Origin of the sequence: Rufibacter psychrotolerans, from assembly GCF_016924645.1 — a bacterium.
Taxonomy (GTDB): domain Bacteria; phylum Bacteroidota; class Bacteroidia; order Cytophagales; family Hymenobacteraceae; genus Nibribacter; species Nibribacter psychrotolerans.
In genome coordinates, this window is sequence record NZ_JAFFJV010000003.1 from 235801 (window position 1) to 255810 (window position 20010).

The 20010-nt window shown below is 55.8% G+C and carries 15 protein-coding genes; 5 read left to right on the top strand and 10 right to left on the bottom strand.

The window, feature by feature from the left end:
* Window positions 1-44: 44 nt before the first annotated feature.
* Entirely contained in the window at window positions 45-476 is a 432-nt protein-coding gene (locus tag JT718_RS03845; RefSeq protein WP_205500550.1) for a hypothetical protein, read from the top strand.
* Between the two features lie 244 nt (window positions 477-720).
* Here the strand turns inward: JT718_RS03845 and infB are convergent, their stop codons facing one another.
* The 5 genes from infB to JT718_RS03870 form a co-directional block, all read right to left on the bottom strand.
* The gene (infB, locus tag JT718_RS03850) at window positions 721-3966 is read right to left on the bottom strand and encodes a translation initiation factor IF-2 (RefSeq protein WP_205500551.1); all 3246 of its coding nucleotides are present in this window, start codon (window positions 3964-3966) and stop codon (window positions 721-723) included.
* Window positions 3967-4134: 168 nt separating this feature from the next.
* Window positions 4135-5391 (bottom strand): transcription termination factor NusA, encoded by a 1257-nt coding sequence (gene nusA / locus JT718_RS03855; RefSeq protein WP_205500552.1) that lies wholly within the window; start codon window positions 5389-5391, stop codon window positions 4135-4137.
* 7 nt (window positions 5392-5398) lie between these two features.
* The gene (rimP, locus tag JT718_RS03860; protein WP_205500553.1) at window positions 5399-5872 is read right to left on the bottom strand and encodes a ribosome maturation factor RimP; all 474 of its coding nucleotides are present in this window, start codon (window positions 5870-5872) and stop codon (window positions 5399-5401) included.
* A gap of 326 nt (window positions 5873-6198) precedes the next feature.
* Window positions 6199-8361: a ferrous iron transport protein B gene (feoB, locus tag JT718_RS03865; RefSeq protein ID WP_205500554.1), complete on the bottom strand. Its 2163-nt coding sequence runs from the start codon at window positions 8359-8361 to the stop codon at window positions 6199-6201.
* A gap of 3 nt (window positions 8362-8364) precedes the next feature.
* Window positions 8365-8598 carry a FeoA family protein gene (locus JT718_RS03870; RefSeq protein ID WP_205500555.1) on the bottom strand — a complete coding sequence of 78 codons (234 nt, stop codon included), beginning with the start codon at window positions 8596-8598 and terminating at the stop codon, window positions 8365-8367.
* A 166-nt stretch (window positions 8599-8764) separates the two neighbouring features.
* Here JT718_RS03870 and JT718_RS03875 point away from each other — a divergent pair, with 166 nt between their 5' ends.
* Entirely contained in the window at window positions 8765-9514 is a 750-nt protein-coding gene (locus JT718_RS03875) for a Bax inhibitor-1/YccA family protein (RefSeq protein WP_205500556.1), read from the top strand.
* A gap of 297 nt (window positions 9515-9811) precedes the next feature.
* Here JT718_RS03875 and JT718_RS03880 read toward each other — a convergent pair whose 3' ends face one another.
* A complete protein-coding gene (locus JT718_RS03880; RefSeq protein WP_205500557.1) occupies window positions 9812-12283 on the bottom strand; it encodes a bifunctional UDP-N-acetylmuramoyl-tripeptide:D-alanyl-D-alanine ligase/alanine racemase in 2472 nt (823 codons plus the stop codon).
* A 235-nt stretch (window positions 12284-12518) separates the two neighbouring features.
* Here JT718_RS03880 and JT718_RS20700 point away from each other — a divergent pair, with 235 nt between their 5' ends.
* Together JT718_RS20700 and JT718_RS03890 are read left to right on the top strand one after the other, a co-directional pair.
* Window positions 12519-13424: an EamA family transporter gene (locus tag JT718_RS20700; RefSeq protein WP_205500558.1), complete on the top strand. Its 906-nt coding sequence runs from the start codon at window positions 12519-12521 to the stop codon at window positions 13422-13424.
* A gap of 77 nt (window positions 13425-13501) precedes the next feature.
* On the top strand, window positions 13502-13969 hold the full coding sequence (locus JT718_RS03890) for a hypothetical protein (RefSeq protein ID WP_205500559.1): 468 nt from the start codon (window positions 13502-13504) through the stop codon (window positions 13967-13969).
* Window positions 13970-14080: 111 nt separating this feature from the next.
* Here the strand turns inward: JT718_RS03890 and gloA2 are convergent, their stop codons facing one another.
* The 3 genes from gloA2 to JT718_RS03905 form a co-directional block, all read right to left on the bottom strand.
* On the bottom strand, window positions 14081-14470 hold the full coding sequence (gene gloA2, locus JT718_RS03895; protein ID WP_205500560.1) for an SMU1112c/YaeR family gloxylase I-like metalloprotein: 390 nt from the start codon (window positions 14468-14470) through the stop codon (window positions 14081-14083).
* A gap of 39 nt (window positions 14471-14509) precedes the next feature.
* A complete protein-coding gene (locus tag JT718_RS03900) occupies window positions 14510-17140 on the bottom strand; it encodes a DUF5686 and carboxypeptidase regulatory-like domain-containing protein (protein ID WP_205500561.1) in 2631 nt (876 codons plus the stop codon).
* Between the two features lie 191 nt (window positions 17141-17331).
* The gene (locus JT718_RS03905) at window positions 17332-18195 is read right to left on the bottom strand and encodes a DMT family transporter (RefSeq protein WP_240336902.1); all 864 of its coding nucleotides are present in this window, start codon (window positions 18193-18195) and stop codon (window positions 17332-17334) included.
* Between the two features lie 167 nt (window positions 18196-18362).
* On the opposite strand from JT718_RS03905, the gene JT718_RS03910 reads away from it, so the two are divergent.
* Window positions 18363-18848: a regulatory protein RecX gene (locus JT718_RS03910; RefSeq protein WP_205500562.1), complete on the top strand. Its 486-nt coding sequence runs from the start codon at window positions 18363-18365 to the stop codon at window positions 18846-18848.
* 378 nt (window positions 18849-19226) lie between these two features.
* Here the strand turns inward: JT718_RS03910 and JT718_RS03915 are convergent, their stop codons facing one another.
* Window positions 19227-19865, bottom strand: a complete 639-nt coding sequence (locus JT718_RS03915; RefSeq protein ID WP_205500563.1) for a DUF4230 domain-containing protein — start codon at window positions 19863-19865, stop codon at window positions 19227-19229.
* Between the last annotated feature and the right edge of the window lie 145 nt (window positions 19866-20010).

Here is a 20010-nt window from a genome sequence, read left to right on the forward strand (position 1 = left end):
TCCGCGTTACAGACAATATTCCCGTTTTCCTGCCTTAGTTCAAGATGATGAATATTTTCAGACCCGTGCTTTTCGCCATGGCCCTGCTGATGGTTGCGGCCAGCTTACCGGCCGAGGCGATGGCCCAGAAACCCCGGAAACCCAAGCGCGAAGCTAGTCGCCGCGGCCCAGACGGCCTTAAAAAAGGCGGGGTGCCCAACAGTAACGCCGACCGTAAGATGCTGCTTGACAGGCAAAAGGCGGTGGCCGAAGCAAAGTCCAGCGGCGGTATGTACAGCGGCCCTCGGTACTCCATGCCCGGTAACAAATATGAGACCGGGAAGGGCGGGTTTAGCCTGGGTACCTACAAAAACAAGGTAAAAGCCTCAAAGGTGAAAAAGAGGAAATCTAAAAGGCTGATAGACCAGGATAATCCAAACGGCCGGCTCTACCAGCAAAGCCTGAACAAGCGCAGCCGCAAGTTCCTGATCTTCTAACACAACTGCCCTTACAAAAGAGAGGCCCTTGCACTCACCTGCAAGGGCCTCTCTTTTGTGCAACGCCTCAGCCGGTTTCCGGCCTTTTCGGCCGCGCTTTCCCGGGGCCATGTTTCTGGCCTCTTTTCAGAAAAACAGGCTAAAAATGGAGTTCTTTCAAAGTACTAGTTTGGTAGCCCAAAACAAAAGCCCCACCTTTTCAGGCGGGGCTTTCTTATGCACTAGTTAATTTGCTTGTAACAGCTTACAGGGTACGTTTCACCTCACGCTCTTCGTAGGCCTCAATCACGTCGCCAATCTGCAGATCATTGAAGTTCTTGATGCTGATACCGCACTCGTAGCCTTGGCGTACCTCGGAGGCATCGTCTTTGAAGCGCTTCAGGGCCAGGATCTCGCCGGAGTGCACCACAATGCCGTCGCGCACCAAACGAATCTTGGAGTTTCTGGTAATGGTACCGTCGGTAACCATACAGCCGGCAATAGTACCCACCTTGGTGATCTTGAACACCTCGCGTACCTCTACGTTGGCTACTACCACTTCTTGTACGGTTGGCGCCAGCATACCCTCCATGGCGTCTTTCACCTCGTTGATGGCGTTGTAGATGATGGAGTACAGACGGATGTCTATCTGCTCCTGCTCGGCCAGACGGCGGGCGTTGGTGGAAGGACGAACCTGGAAACCAATGATGATCGCATCGGAGGCGGAAGCCAACAGTACGTCTGACTCGGAGATCTGCCCTACGCCTTTGCTCAGGATGTTTACCTGTACCTCTTCGGTAGACAGTTTCAGCAAGGAGTCAGAAAGCGCTTCAACCGAACCATCCACGTCACCGCGTACAATCACGTTCAGCTCCTTGAAGGTACCGATGGCCAGACGACGACCGATCTCATCCAGGGTGATGTGTTTCTTGGTACGCATGCTCTGCTCACGCTGCAACTGCTGGCGGCTTACGGCAATCTCGCGGGCTTCACGCTCCGTCTCCATTACCACAAACTTATCACCGGCCTGCGGCGCTCCGTCAATACCCAATACCTGAATTGGCATAGACGGACCAGCTTGCTTATGGCGACGGCCTAACACGTCAGTCATCGCTTTCACGCGACCATAGTGCGAGCCAGCCACCAGAATGTCCCCAATCTTCAGGGTTCCGGTCTGTACCAGTACGGTAGCCACGTATCCGCGGCCTTTGTCCAGGGCAGCTTCAATCACGGTACCCACGGCACGGCGGTCTGGGTTGGCTTTCAGATCCAGTAATTCAGCCTCCAGCAATACTTTCTCCAACAGCTCGTCAATACCTTGTCCGGTTTTGGCCGAGATCTCCTGGCTTTGGTATTTACCACCCCACTCTTCTACCAGTACGTTCAACTGGGCCAGTTCCTCACGAATCTTGTCTGGGTTGGCGGTTGGCTTATCCACTTTGTTGATGGCAATCACAATTGGTGAACCGGCTGCTTGCGCGTGGTTCAAGGCCTCTTTGGTTTGTGGCATCACGCTGTCGTCAGCGGCTACCACAATAATTACCACGTCGGTTACTTTGGCACCACGGGCACGCATGGCGGTAAAGGCCTCGTGACCCGGTGTATCCAGAAAGGTGATGTCTTTTCCGGCATCGGTGGTTACCTGGTAGGCACCAATGTGCTGGGTGATACCTCCGGCCTCACCGGCGGTTACCTTGGTTCTTCTGATGTAGTCCAGCAAAGAGGTTTTACCGTGGTCAACGTGACCCATGATGGTCACAATTGGCGCGCGCGGCTTCAGATCCTCTTCGGCATCTACCTCCTCAGCTCCTACATTTTCTTCTTCCTCAGCGGTGGCAAACTGTACGTCATAGCCAAACTCGTCGGCAATGATGGTGATGGCTTCGGCGTCAAGGCGCTGGTTGATGGACACGAACATGCCCAGGTTCATACAGGTCTTGATCACATCGTTCACGCTCACGTCCATCAGGGCGGCCAGGTCATTCGCTGACACGAACTCAGTCACGCGTAGAATCTTAGATTCCAGCTGTTCCTGCATTCTGCGCTCATCCGCCGCCTCGGCCACGGCCGAACGCTTCTCGCGGCGGTATTTGGCTCGGTTACCTTGGTTCCCGCCTTTGCCTCCGCTCAAGCGGGCCAGCGTAGCCTTAATCTGATCCTGGATTTCCTTATCGGTTAGTTCCGCACGCGGTGCAGTTGGTTGTCCTGGGCGATTGCCGCCCCCTGGGCGCTGGCCTGGGCCTCCGCCACCCGGACGGTTGCCCTGGTAGCCACCGCCGCCTGGACGGTTGCCTTGGCCTGGTCCGCCAGTACCACCTTGGCGGTTAGCGGCCTGACCGGTACCTAACGGACGGTTTCCACCGCCTCTTTCGCCGGCACGGTTGGCCTGGGGTTGATTGGCAGTATTTCCGCCGGCACCTGGGGCACCTGCTCTAGGCACCTCAATGCGCTTGCGTTTTTTCTTATCTCCGCCGCCTTGGCCTTGACCTGGCTGGCCTTGTCCGCCGGGTTGGTTTCCACGGCGGCGCTCATCTGAAGACGCCACCGGTTTACCGCCTTTGCCGCGACCACCGCTTACCGGCAGTTCAATTTTACCCAAAACGGTCAACCCTTTCAGTTGGTCTGCCTGGGCTTTGATAGTGGTTTGCTCTGGGGCAGCTGGTTCTGCTGGCTTGTCCTCTGCGGCGGCAGAAGCTGCCGGGGCAGGGGCCGGAGTAGAAGCAGCTACCGGAGTCGCAGGCGCAGGAGCCGGAGCAGCAGCTACTGGTGCTGCTGGGGCTGGGGCTTCTGCGGCTTTGGGTGTCTCAGCCGCGGGCGCTGGTGCCGCCGGAGCAGGGGCTGGCGTGGGCGCTGGGGCGGCTGGAGTTACTGGTTGGGCCGGAGCAACTGGCTTCTCAGCGGCAACTGGCGTTTCCGGAGCTTTGGCCGGTGCAGCGGCTTGTGGCGCTGGAGCAGCAGGTGCTTCTGGTTGGGCCGGAGCCTCTACCGGTTTGGCTGGCGCTGGCGCAGGAGCGGCGGCCTGGGGTGCCGCAGGTGCTGGAGCCGGGGCAGGCTTAGGAATAGGACGGCCTTTGGCGTCCAGGTCTATTTTGCCCAGGATCTTGATGCCCGGCAAGGAGGAGTTCCCCCCGGCAGCCTGAGCGGCTGGTGCAGGCGCGGGTGCCGCTGCCGGAGCAGGGGTTGCCGGCTTGGGTGCTTCTGGCTGGGGCCTTACCTGGTTTGACCGGATAAACACCTCTGGCTCTGGCTCAGGCTGACGCTTCGGCTCTGGCCGAGGCTCAGGCTCCACCGCCTTTTTCCCTGGAATGTTCAGCTCTGCCGCCTCGGCCTTGGCTTGCATGGAGGAGGCAAATACTTTTGACAGCATATTGAACTGCTCCGGGGTAATCTTTGAAGTAGGTTTATTCTCGATCTCAACCCCTTTTGCCTTCAGCGTATCCACCACGGTGGAAACACTGATGTTTAAGGTGGTTGCAACCTGCTTAAGCCTCATCGTTTTTTCTTCTGACATGTTCAAATATGCTGTTATAATTTACTTTTTGTGGTTACTTGTTTCTTACTCATTAAAAGGATGGGCGGCCATGACGACTACGCGTTTTTGCCTTAGTTTCCGGAAAATAGGCCTAAACGGCACCCACCCTCCGGTAAGGTCAAATAACCCGGCACATAAAGCGCACCACTAGTTGTTGCTTTCTTCTGAATCAAACTCTTGGCGGATGATGTTGAGCAGGTCTTCCACGGTCTCTTCCTCAAGCTCCGTTCTGCGCACCAGATCTTCCTTGCTGACGGCCATCACGCTGCGGGCTGTGTCCAGGCCAATGCGCTTCAGTTCGTCAATTACCCAGCCTTCAATCTCGTCAGAGAATTCTTCCAGGCTGATGTCTTCCTCAAACTCCTCGGTTTCACGGAACACGTCAATTTCTAAACCAACTAACTTGCTGGCCAATTTGATGTTCTGCCCGCCTTTGCCAATGGCCAAGGAAACCTGGTCTGGCTTCAGGAACACAGAGGCGCGGCCCGTTTCTTCGTTTATCTTGATGCTGCTGATCTTGGCTGGGCTCAGGGCCCGCTGGATGTACAGCTCCACGTTGTCTGTGTAGTTGATCACGTCAATGTTCTCGTTCTCCAGCTCCCGCACAATGGTGTGGATACGCGAACCTTTCATGCCCACGCAGGCCCCTACCGGGTCAATGCGGTCATCGTACGATTCCACGGCTACCTTGGCGCGCTCGCCGGGCTCCCGCACAATCTTCTTGATGGTGATGAGTCCGTCAGAAATCTCGGGCACCTCGTTCTCAAACAAACGCTCCAAGAACTGCGGAGAAGTACGGGAAAGGATGATTTTAGGATTTCCGTTGGTGATCTCAACGCGCTGAACCACAGCCCGCACCACGTCTCCTTTGCGGTAACGGTCTTTAGGGATCTGCTCAGATTTGGGAATAATCAGCTCGTTCTCCTCAGAATCCAGAATCAGGACCTCACGGTTCCATACCTGGTACACCTCGCCGGAGATAATCTCGCCCACCTGGTCTTTGTATTTCTGGTACAGCAGGTCTTTCTCCAGGTCTTTCACGCGCTGGATGAGGGTCTGGCGGGCAGTCAATACGGCACGGCGGCCGAAGTCCTCCAGCTTGATCAGCTCAGACACTTCTTCGCCTACCTCAAAGTCGGGCTCAATTTTACGGGCCTCAGAAAGGCTTATCTTATCATCATCCCAGATATCCTCTGAGTTATCGTCCACGATTTCGCGGTTCCGCCAAATCTCAAGATCGCCTTTCTCTACGTTCAGGATGATGTCAAAATTTTCATCAGTAGACCATTTCTTCCGGATCATGGTGCGGAACACGTCTTCCAAGATCCGCATCATGGTAGGGCGGTCAATATTCTTGAATTTAGCGAACTCCGCAAACGACTCGATCAATACTGAACTATCCATGTCTTTCTTATTTAAAAGAGATTACAATCTGCGCTTTCACAATATCACCGTAGGCCACGTGTACGGGCTCCAGCAACGCTTTCTTATGTTTCTGTTTTACTTCCTCGGCGAACAGGATGCCGTCTTCCAGCACGTCTCTGATCTCGCCGGTTTTCTCTGCGCCACCCGCAAAGGTGAGCTTCACGGTGCGTCCTAAGTTCTTTCTGTAGTGCCGCTCTGAGGTTAACGGAAAGTCAACGCCCGGCGAAGACACTTCAATGACGTAGGAGATTTCTTCCCCGTAGGTTTCCTCAATGCGCTTGGCCACCTTGCGACTGATGGTGGCACACTGGTCAATGGTAATGCCCTGGTCACCGTCGGCGAGGATGGTTACCTTGGGGCGCACCGGGGTATCAGACACCTTCACGCTCACAAGGAACAGGTCTGGTTCTGGCAGGGCCGCCTGGGCAAATTCCTCAATTACTTTTTCCTCTAAAGCCATTCGCAATCTGGGTAACAAATAAAAAGGGGGACTCTCTCGTCCCCTCCATTTCACTTTAATCGCACAAATTTACAAATAAATCCGCTGGAACACAAGTAACAGCGCATTTAGTGCGTTCTAAGTTATTGTAAAATAAAACTAAGGGAGAAAATTCCTGTTGCAGGCATTTCCTGGCAAGGCGCTTAGCGCTCCTTTGCCTATGAAATAACCTATATAGTGCGTAAATAGTTCAACAGCCTAGTACTTGCTTTAGCTTGGGGAAAGTAAAGCAAGGCTACCCGTTTTGGGCCTGTTTACGGAAAACAAGACCCAAAACGGGAGCTTCTTTAGGAAAACAACCGGAAGACCAGGAACGCCGAGGCGTAGGCCAGACCGGTCATGTAGAGCAGTTGCAGAATTGGCCATTTCCAGCCTTTGGTCTCGCGGTACACCACCGCAATGGTGCTCATGCACTGCATGGCGAAGACGTAGAAAATGAGCAGGGAGAAGGCGCGGGCCGGCGTGAAGAACGGTTGACCATTGGCGTCTTTTTCGGCCAACAGCTTTTCTTTCACAGTGGAAATATTCTCAGAATCGCCTACGCTGTAGATGGTGGAAATGGTACCCACAAACACCTCACGGGCGGCAAAAGAAGTCAATAACGCAATGCCCACTTTCCAGTCATAGCCCAGCGGACGGATGGCCGGCTCAATGAATTTCCCGAACTGCCCGGCGTAAGAGGCTTCCAGTTTCTGACCGGCCAAGTGCGCCTCGGCATCAGCTTCTTCTAAATTTAAAGTGGTGAGTTCTGCAGCAGCGCGTTCCTCAGCTTGCTCCATGGCATTGCCCGGACCGTACGAAGAAAGCACCCACAGAATCACCGAGATGGCCAGAATCACTTTACCTGCCTGGAACACGAATGCCTTCACCTTCTCTACAATGGTAAGGCCCACGTTTTTCCAGCGAGGCATCTTGTAGGTGGGGAACTCCATGATGAAGTAGCTGCGCTCCTTGGTTTTGAGTACCCACTTGAGCAACGCCGCCGACACAATGGCCGCCACAAACCCGATCAGGTACAAGCCCATGAGCACCAGGCCCTGCAGACTCAGAAAGCCCAACAAATATCTCTCCGGCACCACCAGGGCAATCATGACCGTATAGATGGGCAGACGCGCCGAGCAGCTCATGAGCGGCGTCACGAAGATGGTGATCATGCGGTCTTTCCAGTTGTCAATGGTGCGGGTAGCCATGATGGCCGGCACCGCGCAGGCCACGCCTGAGATCAACGGCACCACACTCTTCCCGTTCAGCCCGAACTTGCGCATAATCTTGTCCATCAGGAAGGTGACACGGGCCATGTAGCCGGTTTCCTCCAGAATGGCGATAAACGCAAACAAAATGGCAATCTGGGGCACAAACATGAGTACACCGCCCAATCCGGCCAGAATGCCTTCGGTGAGCAGATCTACCAAGGGCCCCTCGGCCTGGGAGTGAATCCAGTTGTTGAGCGAGGCGATGCCCAGGTCAATCATGTCCATGGGGTAGCTGGCCCATGCGAAAATAGCTTGGAAGATGACGAACAGCACCCCAAAGAAAATCAGGTACCCGAAGATCTTATGCGTGAGAATCTGGTCAATCTTGTTGCTGACCTGCTCGTTGTTTTCGGCGCGGGTCACGCGCATGGTGTCCAGCAACAGCTCATTGATGCGGGCGTACCGGTCAATGGTCTCGCTGGCTTGCAGTGCGTTGGAATGGAACCCATATTTCTTGACCAGCTCGCCGATGTATTCCTTATCGTCTTCAGACAGGAAAGAGAGTTTCTGGTATTGGTGGGCGTAGTGCCAGGCCAGGTAATCGTTGCTCAGTTCAAAGTAGTAGCGGATCTGGCGCACCATGGCCAGCAATTCATCGGGCACCTGAAAGAAGGAGCTTTTAGGCTTCTCCAGTTCCTGCGAAAGCACAATCTTGAGCGCCGCCAGACCACTACCGGTACGGGCATTCACTGGTATCACCGGCACGCCCAATTGCTTTTGCAGCTCGGCTACGTCAATCTTCACGCCGTGCTTCTCGGCTACGTCCAGCATGTTCAGCGCCAACACCGCCGGAATTTTGAGATCAGCGAGTTGAGTGAATAGCAGAAGATTGCGCTTTAGGTTAGAGGCATCGGCGGTGATGATGAGCACGTCTGGGTAAGACGCCGACTTCTTATCATGGAGCAGGTCAATGATGACCTTTTCGTCTAGAGACTTAGGATAAAGGCTGTAGGTACCGGGCAAGTCAATGACCTGCGCCTTGAGATTAGGAGTGAGTTGGCTGATACCGGTTTTCTTGTCAACGGTGACGCCCGGGAAGTTCCCTACCTTCTGGTTCAGTCCGGTTAAATGGTTGAACAACGATGATTTCCCCGAGTTAGGGTTCCCGATGAGGGCCACTTTGGCCACCTTGCGGGAGGAAGAAACGGAGGAGGTATGAGGAACGGAGGCGGGGGCCGGCGCAAGAACTTCAGACATAGACTAAGCCTTTAACTTGATGGTAGCAGCTTCGTCTAAACGCAAAGAAAGGGTGTAATCGTTCACAATAATGGTAATGGGGTCGCCAAGCGGGGCACGGCTGTTGAGTTTCACCTCTTCGCCGGGAATACAGCCCATCTCCAGCAGCTTCAAAGACATTTCGGGGTCAGTCAAACAACAGATGATGCCTGTCTCCCCTATCTTCAAATCCCGCACACTCTTTTGTTCCTGTTGCACCTGTCTTTACTTTATTTAGACTTGTTATAAACAGCCGCAAGGTACAAGGTGTTCCTTTTGATTCCAAAAAGAAGGCAAGGTTTTGCGCGCAAAGCGCCTGAACAGCACCCTATTGTTGTGATTTCAGCGCATTTTTGCTATATTTCGTAAAAACCAACAAAAAAACATGTCACTGTTCGCATCTAACAACCCTACCCTCAAAGAAGAGGCTTTCACCCAGGCAGCACTCCCGCACACGCAGGACGCCCCTGCCATGACCCTCACCGGCACCATTGGCAAATCTGCTATTCTCATGGGCATTGTGGTGGTCTTCGCGGTATTTGCGTGGGACCTGTTTAGCATGATGGGCGTTCCCCTGCCGTTCCTGATCACCATTCCGCTGGTGGGCGTGGCACTGGCGTTCCTGATCACCTTCAAAAAACACTGGGCCGGCTACGTGGCGCCTGTTTACTGCGCCCTGCAGGGACTGTTCCTGGGCGGCGTCTCGGGCCTCATGGAGCAGAAGTTCCCGGGCATCGCAAACCAGGCCATGCTGCTGACGTTCACCGTCTTTGGCGGAATGCTGCTCTTGTACAGCACCCGCGTGATCAGAGCTACCCAACGGTTTAAGTCCATTATTATCACCGCCACCTTCGGGATTTTCTGTTACTACATGGCGGCGTTTGTGCTGCAGTTCTTCGGCGTAGAGATGGCCCTGATTCACAGCAGCGGCACGGCAGGCATTATCTTCAGCGTGCTGGTGGTGATCATTGCGGCCATGAACCTGATCCTGGACTTTGACACCATTGAGCAAGGCGTGGACTACGGTGCTCCTAAATACATGGAATGGTACGCCGCCTTCGGGCTTGCCGTCACCCTGATCTGGCTGTACATTGAGATTCTGCGCCTGCTTTCTAAACTCAACAGCCGCAACTAACCGGCAACAGTAGGGGTTGGCATCCGTAAAGATTATAAATCACCCATTTACGATCATGCCAAAAACCAAGAAAGACCAGAAAAAAGAAGATCCGTGCTGGAAAGGCTATGAACAAGCCGGCATGAAGGACAAAGACGGCAAGAAAGTACCTAACTGCATCAAGAAAGACTAATCAGTTATTTGACATAAAAAAGCCCCGGCACTTGCCGGGGCTTTTTTCATGCTGTTTTAAGCCTGTTTTCAGGAAAACACCTTCAAAATACTTTCCCCAATTCACGCATTCTCTCATTCACAAACTCACTCATTGAAAAACACCCGCTTCACCCGCGTGCTTACGTTGGTGAGCAGTTCATACGGAATGGTGCCGATGCGGGCGGCCAGTTCCGTGAGCGGAAGTTCCTGGCCAAAGACCAGCACCTCGTCGCCGGCCCGCACGTCCAGGCCGGTCACGTCCACCATGCACATGTCCATGCAGACGTTCCCGATGATGGGGGCGCGCTGGCCGTTGATGAGCACCTCACCCACCCCGTTGCCGAAGCGGCGGTCATAGCCATCGGCGTAACCAATGGCAATGGTGGCGGTCTGCTTATCGGTGGCGGCCACGCCGCGGCGGCTGTAGCCTACGGTTTCGCCTGCTTTGACGTGCTTCACCTGTGATACCGTGGTTTTCAGTTGCCCCACGGTTTGCAGCGCGCTTTGCTCCGAGCCAGAGGATTCCACGCCGTACAGACCGATGCCCAGGCGCACCATGTCAAAGGCGTGCTCCTGCCCAAACCGGATGATACCCGCCGAGTTGAGGATATGCTTGACAACCGTGTAACCCAGTTCCTGCTCCACCCGCGCCGACATGCTTTTAAACCTGGAAATTTGCTCCTGTGTGAAATCATTGTACAGGGCTTCATCGGCGCCGGCCAGGTGACTGAACACACTTTCTACCCGCACGTGCGGCACTTGCGTGAGCACCTCCAGGGCTTCTTCCAGCTCAACGGCATCAAACCCGAGGCGGTGCATGCCCGTGTCCAGTTTCAGGTGAATGTGGGGCGTTTTAGCGCTGTTTTCCGGAAAATAGTCCAGAAACCGGTGCAGCAAATCCGGTGAGTAGATCTCGGGCTCCAGGGAGTACTGCTCCATCTTCAGGAAGCTGTCGGGGCTGGGGTTCATGACCATAATGGGCAGCGTGATGCCGTGCTCGCGCAGGGCTACCCCTTCATCGGCGTACGCCACGGCCAGGTAGTCCACGCGGTGGAACTGGAGCACATTGGCGATCTCGTAAGACCCGGCCCCGTAAGCGAAGGCTTTCACCATGACCATGATCTTGGTCTGGGCGGGCACTTTGCTGCGGTAGTAATTGAGGTTATGCACCAGCGCATCAAGGTTCACCTCCAGCACCGTGCCGTGCACTTGTTGCTGCAGGGCAGCCACAATCTTCTCAAACTGGAACACGCGCGCGCCTTTCACCAGAATGGTCTCCTGGCGGAAGGTCTCGGAGCGGAGCTGCCCCAGGAAAGAATCGGTGCCCAGGTAGAACTCGCTGCCGACCGGGAAAAGCGCCTGGTGGCGCGTGATGATGTCGCCGATGCCGATGACACGGTCCACGCCTCTTGACTTGATTTCCTGCGCCACCTGCTGGTAGAGGGCATGTTCTTCCACGCCGGCCTCCAGCAGGTCAGAGACAATGAGGGTCTTGCGGCCCCGGCGGGCCTGCTGGCCCAATACGTCCAGGGCGATGCGCAGACCGGCCAAATCATTGTTGTAGGTATCGTCAATGACGTAGCAGCCGTTGATGGCTTCCTTGCGCTCCAGGCGCATGGCCACCGGATGCAGGCGCTCAAACTTGGCGGCCAGTTCTTCAGGCTTCACGCCCACGTGCAGCAGCACGGCCAGGCAGTGCAGCGCGTTTTCCAGCGAGGCCTCGTCTGAGAAGGGCAGCACCAAATCCTGGCCCTTACCTTGGTAACGGAACCGGACCTTGGTCTTGCCGTGGTGCATCTCCAGCACCTTTATTCTTAGCTGAGCCTCGGCGTGCTCATGGAGGGTCCACGAAAAAGCGGGGATACCAGCGGCTTTTACGGCCTCATGCACCTGGGCCTGATCGGCGCAGTAAATCAGCTGCGCCACGTGGTCAAACAGTTTCAGTTTTTCTTCCAGCTTCTGGGCGTGGGAAGTGAAGCCTTCGTCGTGCGCCGGGCCCAGGTTGGTGAACACGCCAATGGTGGGCTGCAGCACACTGGCCAGGTGCTCCATCTCGCCGGGCTGGGAAATACCCGCCTCAAACACCCCCATGGTATGGCTCTCGTTGATCTGCCACACTGAGAGCGGCACGCCAATCTGGGAGTTATAGCTGCGGGGGCTCTTGACCACCCGCTCAGAGGCACTCAGCAGTTGCGCCAGCCACTCCTTGACAATGGTCTTGCCGTTGCTGCCTGTGATACCGATGACCGGAATGTTGAATTTGCGCCGGTGGTAGGCGGCCAGCCGCTGCAGGGCCTGCACGCTGCTGGTGACCAGCAGGAAATTGGCCTCGGGGTAAGATGTCAAGTCCATGAGGCCAGAGCCGTCTTCCACCACAAACTGCCGTACGCCGGCCTGGTAAAGCTCCGGCAGGTACTGGTGCCCGTCGTGGAATTCACCCCGAATGGCGAAAAACACCGAGGAAACGGCATTGGCAATCTTCCGGCTGTCGGTGAGCAGGTGCTGCACGGGGTAGGTGCCGTTGCACTGCACCAACATGCCCCCCGTTACCTGCGCAATCTCTTTGAAAGTAAACATGCTGTAGTTTGACTGGTAGTCAAAGATACAACAGAAGAAATACTTACCGGCCGCAAATTTCCCGCAAAAGGCCCATCTGCCGCCGGCGTTTTTGCGCTGTTTCCAGAAAAAGGGCCAGAAAACTGCCTCCAGCATTGCGAGGCCGGGGCACAGCCCTGCCCCGCAAACAGAAAAGGCCTGGTGTTAGGCCATACCGCCCGCAACGGCTACCTTTGTGTTTTTTAAACTTTTTCCTGTGAAATTCAACCGTTTCCACGGAGCCGCCATCAGCTCCTTCGTTATATGGGGGTTCATTCCCTTTCCGCTCAAAGCCTTAACCAACTTCCCCAGCAGCCAGATTCTGTACTTCCGGATTCTGGTGGCAGTGCTTACCTTGCTGGTGGTTTCGGGCACTACCCGCCGGGAGCAGTGGCGCCAAACCTATAAAAGGTTCAAGGCGGATACTCCCTTTGAAAAGCGCCGGTTTGTGCTCTACACCCTGCTAGGCGGCGCGCTGCTGACCATCAACTGGCTGGCCTTTATTTACGTGGTGAACCACGTAGACATTCAGACGGGCTCGTTTTCCTATCTGCTGTGCCCTATCCTTACTGCCACCTTGGGCTTCCTGATCCTGCACGAGCAGCTGCGGGTGCACCAATGGGTATCGGTGGGGTTGAGCCTGATGAGCTGTCTCCTGGTGGGCACCGATTCTTTGTACAACCTGCTGTTTGGCTTGCTCATTGCCGCTTCGTACGCCTTTTACCTGATCACGCAGCGGCTCCTGAAGGACTACGACAAGATTGTGCTGCTCACGCTGCAGTTGCTGCTGGCCTTTCTGTTCATCGGGCCAAGTTACCCCTGGTTTGTGGGCGAGGCGGCCCAGCCCATCACCGGCCACTTCATTGCCCAGATTGTGCTCCTGAGCTGGGTATTCACGGTGATTCCGCTGTTTCTGAACCTGTACGCCTTAAAAGAACTCAAATCGGCCACGGTGGGCGTGCTCATGTACCTCAACCCCATCATCAACTTTACCATGGCGTTTCTGTACTTCGGGGAGGTGGCCAGCGAGCAGAAGGTGTTGGCCTACGGGGTCATCTTCGCCTCGGTAGTCCTGTACAACCTGCCCCTGGGAAGGAAAAAGGACGCCGTGGCTTCGGCCTAATTTTATGGGAGGCAGTGCAACCGTTGGGGCAGTTTGGGGCTCTTCTAGGTAAAAGGCCAAAGAAACACTCCTGAGCCATGATGAAAAGCACCTGTATTACCCTGTTCACGGGCCTCCTGGTAGCGGGTTGTGCCCACACCGAGAGCCTGACCTCCACCGAAGGCCCCACCACCACGGCGCAGCAGCAGACCGAGGGGCTTGTGCTACCAATGCAGAAACCCGTTGCGGCCCTGGGGCTCACCCTCACCCTGCAGAAAGCCGATGACAGCCGCTGTCCCCTGAACGCGACGTGCATCAGGCAAGGCTCTGTGGTGACGCACCTGCGGGTGCAGGACGCCCAGGGCAATGCCGCCACTAAGATCCTGTACCTGGGCGATGCCCTCACGGCTCCCGAGGACCGGGGCGTGCGCGAGGCAGACACGGTGCTGGTGGCCCTGGGCAGCAAAAGTTACCGCTTAGTCCTGACGGAGGTGCAGCCGTACCCCAACACCTCTGACCCCAACCCCCCGGAGAAAACGGCGAAGGTGTCAGTAGCGACGCTATAAAGATTTTTTAGAGGGTTGTTTTGAATGGGAAAGCCCGCGGCAGAAGCTGCGGGTTTTGCTTTTTAGCCCGTTTCAGGCCCATTTTTCAGAAAACAGCCCCTAAACAGCCGCTTAAACCTCATAGAGTTCCAGGGGCAACCCGTCGGGGTCAGCGAAGAAGCAGAAGCGCTTGCCGGTGTGCTCGTCTACCCTTATTTCCTGCACTGCCACGCCCTGGTCCAGCAAACCCTGGCGGGCTTTTTCCACCTCTTCCACCGCAAAGGCCAGGTGGCGCAGGCCGGCCGCCTCGGGGTACGAGGGCCGCGCGGGTACCCGGGGGAAGGAGAACAGCTCCAGCACGTACTGGCCGTTCAGGGCCAAATCGGCTTTGTAGGAGTTCCGCTCGGCGCGGTAGATTTCCTGCTGCAGCGTAAGCCCCAGCACCTGCGTATAGAACGCCTTGGACACCGCGTAGTCTGAGCAGATAACGGCAATGTGGTGAATGCTTTTCAGTTGAATCATGGCACAAAGGTACGCATCCCGCCGGTGCAACGTGTACGGCTAGAAGCCGTAGCCCAGCCTGAGGCCGGAGCTTACCTTCTGCCGTTCTTGGAAACCGGTGTAAAAATCTACTCTGAACACTTTAAACAGGTGCTCCAGGCCCACGCCCAGCTCCAGGTAGTGCCCGGCGGCCGGGGTGTGCAGGTAATTGACGCTGGCTACCTCCTGCCACTTCAGTTTTCTGATCAAGGGGAGCTTGTTCAGGATAAAGCCATTGAAATGGTGGCTGTAGTGCGCCTCTACGTAGGTGCGCTGAGTGCTGTAGCGGTAATAGGGCAGCAGCTGGAAACCGCTGAAATCGCCCGACAAAATGGTGCGGTTGCCCGAGAAGTGCCGGAAATCCATGAAGTAGAGCTGGTCCTTGCGCCAGAACGTGCCCACGCTGGCCGAGTAGCTGCTGGTGCCCAGCAAGCCCAGGCTCAGGTCATCGCTCACGCCAAAGGAGACAAAGTCATAGTCCACATCGCTGCCCAGCAGCCCGGCAAAGCCCTTGCGGTACGTGAGCCGGAAGAGGGGCCATTTGGAGCCCAGGTTAATCTTACGGTCTGGGTGGGAGATGTACTCGGCCCCCGGCCGGTAAGACAAACTCACCGCCGCCGTGAGGGCCTGGTGGCGGGGAAAGGCCGTGCTACCCACCTCGGCGTTGTACGGGTCATTGGGGGTGAACGCCCTGGAGGCCCGGTCACGGGCCACGTACCCGGTGGTGTTGAAGAGCATCTCGCGTTGGGCAAACTCGGCCAGAAACGTGGCCGAAAGCCCGTTCACCAGTTCGCGGTTGTGCCACAGCCGCAGGTAGCCCTTCTGGTACAACTTGGCGTAGTTCTCTTCCAGCAGCAGGGTGTACACGGTGTTCACAAAGGGCGTAATGGGCTCCTCGGGGTTGAACTGGCTCACAAAGCGACCGCCCTCCAGCCCCACCGACCGCCGTCTTACCAGGTCATAGTTGTACGAGGCCGCGATCTTGGCCTGCGCCCTTTGGTTGCTGAACCCGTAGCGCAGCGTGGGGGCAATGGTGTAGCTGCGGCGGTCCTCAAACCGCTTGGTGTAGCTGATGCGCAGGTTGGCCACCAAACCCTCCACGGTGTTGTACTGCCAGATGCGCGTGATGGGCTCTATGTTGAAGCTGTTGCGCTCATAGGAGTTGCGGTACGAGTACCCCGACAGCAGCAGGTTGGCTACCGTGAGTTTGTTGTTCTCCTGGTCCAGGGAGTCTTTGTAGGGCTTGGATTCCTTGATCACCTGCAGGCTGTCTTTGGTGTGGTAGTCAGAGACCTCTTCTTCGGTGAGCGGCACCGGCCGCATCTGGGCCCAGTACGCGCTGTCACGAATGTTGGCGTTCTGTTCAATCAGGAGCACCTCTTTCTTCTTGAAGTATTCGGCCTCGGGCACGCCGGTGGCCGGCACGGCGTTGCGCTGCGCCCGGCGCTCTTTCCTGCTGAGTTTGGGGGTCGGCTCCGCCGAAAGGGTTGGCTGCGGGGGTTGAGGAGCCGCGGCTACCGGGGCAGGCGCCGGTGGCGGCTTCACAAAAGGGGCCGGTTTTACGCGGTATTTGCTGTAAACGGCCATAAAATAGCCGTTGCCCCTGAAGCCGTAGCCCTTCACGTCAAACGTGAACTTCTGCGACTGCAGCACCCATACGTTGCCGGGCGCGGGCGTGAACTGCTGCGTGATGCGCAACGTATCCACAAACTCTATCTGCTGGTCTTTGGTCACGTATAGGTTAAGGCTGTGCAGGCGCCAGGCCCCGTCTACAATGTACAGGTATCCCGCCACCACCGGATCGGTCTTGCGCTTGGGAATCACCCTGATGCGGTGAATCAAATGACCGTTGTTCTGGCTGCTGCCCACCAGCTCATACTTGTAGAAGAACATGGCGTTGTTGGCCAGCGGCGAGACAAACCCGCGCTCGTTCACGCCTTTGGCTTTGAGCAGGTTCTGGTAGAAATTCACGTTGAACTCAGAGGCCTGGTTGTAGCTGAACGCCCGGCTGTTGCCGCTCACCTTGGAGGAGATCATGCGCTCGCGGTATTTGTTGGGCTGCATGAAACTCAGCTCTGAGACCGACTCAGACAGGTACAGGATGCCCGGCTTGAGGCCGGCCGGCACTTTAATAAGGCCCAGCACCCGCTTGGGCACGTCAATGAGCCGCTGCAAGCCTTTTACGTACACCTGGGCGGTGTAGGCCTGCACTTCCTTGAGGTGGTAATCGCGCTTGGCAATGACCTGCTGCATGATGCCGTAAGCCGGGTCTTTGCCGCTGAGGCTCACCCGCACCTCGTTGAGGTTGTAGACATCGGGCAGGAGCTGCACGTTCAGCACCAACGCACTGGGGTTCTCCCCTTCGGGCACCTCAATTTCGCGGGTCTGGCTTTTGTAGCCCACGTACTGAAACACCACCGTGAACTTGCCCGGATCTACGGTAAGCTGGTAATCGCCGCGCTCATTGGTGGTAGAGCCCACGGTGGTGCCTTGCAGGTACACGGTGGCGAAGGCCAGCCCCTGCCCTTTCTCATCGGTGACCTTGCCTTTCAGCGTGCCGGCCTTGGCCTCTACGGCCAACAGACAAACGCACCAAACCAGCACCGCGGGCAGATACTTGTGGAGCAGCACAGTTATAAAAGCAGTGGGCATGGACAAGGAGTTTGGCAGCATAACGAAGGAGGCCTTGGTTCTGATATAGAAATCGACCTATATACCGTTTGGTTGTTCAGCTCTAATGCTTCTGATCGGCCCCAAAACCCGGGGAATTTACAGAGTGGGTTTCTTAAGAAAAAGCCCGCAGCTGTTTTAGGCCCGTTTTCAGGAAAATACCCCTAAAACCATCAGGAGGTTGCCAGCTTCGCCTCCTGCTCCCGAAGTTTCCGGCTGTAGAGCATGTTCAGCACCACGCCCAGCAGCACCAACGCAATGCCCAGGTAAGAATAGAAATGGAAGGTCTCCCCAAAGAACACAAACCCCAGCCCCAGGGCATACAGGATACCTATGTAGTTAAGGCTAGCCACGCGGGCCAGTTTCTCTACCTGGTAAGAACGGGTCATGAAGTACTGGCCCAGCTGCGTGAGAATGCCCGTGAGCACTAGCCAAACCCAATCATTGCCCCGCAGCGGCACCCACTCAAACAGGCAGAAAAGAAGTGAGAGCGGCAACGAAACCAGCGGGAAGTAAAACACGATGACCAGCGGGTGGTCGGTCTGGCTGAGCTTGCGCACCGAATTGTACGCCACCCCCGACAAGAACGCGCTGCCAATGCCAATGAGCAGGTAGTACCCCGAGATGCGCGTGTCAACGCCCTCAATCACCAGCACCCCGGCAAACGAAACCAAAAAGAACACCCATTGCCAGGGCATTACTTTTTCTTTGGCAATGAACACGCCCAGCAAGGCCGTGAAGATAGGCGCCAGGTACTGGATGGTCACCGCCCCCGCCAACGGAATATTCTGCAGGGTAGTGTAGAACAGGAGCAGCGAGAAGCCTCCGGCCAGCCCCCTAATAAAGAGTACGGCTTTACGGTTGCCCCACGGTGACACCCTGGCCCGCCGGATCATGGCGTAGCTCAGCAGCAGCGAGATGATGGACCGGAACAGCACCACCTCCATGGGCGGCAGGTGCGACAGAAACTTGACGCACACGTTCATGAGCGCGAAAAAGAACGTGGAAAGCAGCATGTACTGGACACCTTTGGTCATGGCGGTAAGCGGTAAGAAATGAGGCCGCAAAGGTCGGGCTTTTTACGGTAGCAAGTACGCTAACTGCTGGTTTTAGGGGCAGATACTTGCCTTGGCGCAAACTGTTTTTGCCTACTTTTGGTTAAAAGAATAGACCTGCCAAGGGAAATCTACTTAACCTATTGCCCGTGTTCCAGCCCAAGAAAAAGAAAGTCTACACCAAGAAAGAAGCGCTGCCCAAGATTGCCGCCTACTGCGCCTACCAGGAGCGCACCCAGAACGAGGTACGCGCCAAGCTGCTGGACTACGGCCTGGACCTGGAAGAGGCCGACGAACTGATAATCCTGCTTACCCAGGAAAAACTGCTGGATGAGGAGCGCTATGCCCAGGCTTTTGTGCGGGGCAAGTACGGCCTCAAGCGCTGGGGCCGCCGCAAAATCCAGTTGGGCCTCAAAGCCAAGGGCCTGTCTGATTACTGTATCCGGAAAGGCCTGCAGGAGATTGACCCTGAGGTGTACTGGAGCAACCTGCTCTACCTGCTGGAAAAGAAAAACGCCTCAGAAACGGAACGCAACCCCTTGGCCCGGCGGCAAAAGATCCACTACTTCCTGCAAAGCAAAGGCTATGAATTAGACCTCATCCAGGATGCATGGCGGGAACTGGGGCTTGGGTGATTCATGTGCTAATTTCTTAATGTGCTGTTTTCTGATTTGGGAATTTGAAGATGCGGAAATGTGAAGATGCTCCGTAGAATAGTTTGTGACTGTTTTCTGAGAAAAAGCCCTAGAACCGTCTAAGCCTTTCTGGCGCGAAACTGCAGTCCCTTGCCACTATGGCGCGGAAGTTACTTCCGTGCCTTTCTTTTGGAATTCCTTAGCAAACTCAGAGATACTTCCCGCGCAGTAACTAGAAAAAAGTACGCAGCAATCCCAATCTCTCTGCCTCCGCAGCGAGGGTAGTCAGGAGTCTACTCCACATCCGCAGGCACGAGTTACAAACTCGCGCCAGGTAAGAGCCAGGCAGGTTGCGGCTGAAAGGCTACTCAAAAAAGTCTATCTTCTCTTTTGCACTGGGGGGGCGGCCATGGTCTCGCGGGGCATGAGGTAGACGCGGCGGCCAGTCATGTTCTCCAGCATCGGCTTCAGGACCTTCTCGGCATTGAGGGAGGTTTGCTTCAGGATGCCGCTGCTGAGAGCCGCTTTTTTCACGTTCTCCTCGGCGTATTTGTAGCCTTCGTCCACCAGTTCGGCATCCTGGAAGTAGGTGTTCTCCTTGCTGAACACCTTGGATTGCGTATGGTCCACGCGGTAATAACAGATCTCCGGCGCGGGCAGGCTCACGTGCAGCACCGAGTCCCCGATGAACTGCAAGTCGCCCGGCTGTAGTTTTTGCAGGTCAATGCAGCCCACTGCCTCTCCGCCCACAATCAGGGCCACTTTGGAGTTGGGCAGAAAGCGGGAAACCTCCCTGGAATATTCCACCACGTCTTTGAAGTTGTAGCGCACCAGCTCCAGTTTACCCATCTCCTCTATTTTGGTGAGGATGGTGTTGTGCGTCACCTCCACGGCCGGTTCCTCCTGGGGGTTCAAGAAGTTCTTCACCGGAATGAGCAAAAAGCGCCAGGCCAGGCCAGCCACAATCAAAAACAAAACCCAGGGAATAAGCTTACGGAGCACAAACAGGATACGCATTGAGGAAAGGTTGATGTCTCTACGTATATGCGAAAACCCTGCCGAAAGTTACCAATCCTGTTTTTGGCCTGTTTTCAGGGGATTGGCAAAAGGGTAAGTCTGTCTGCAATAGCGTGAAAAGTTGTACCTTTGAAGCCCCGCAGCA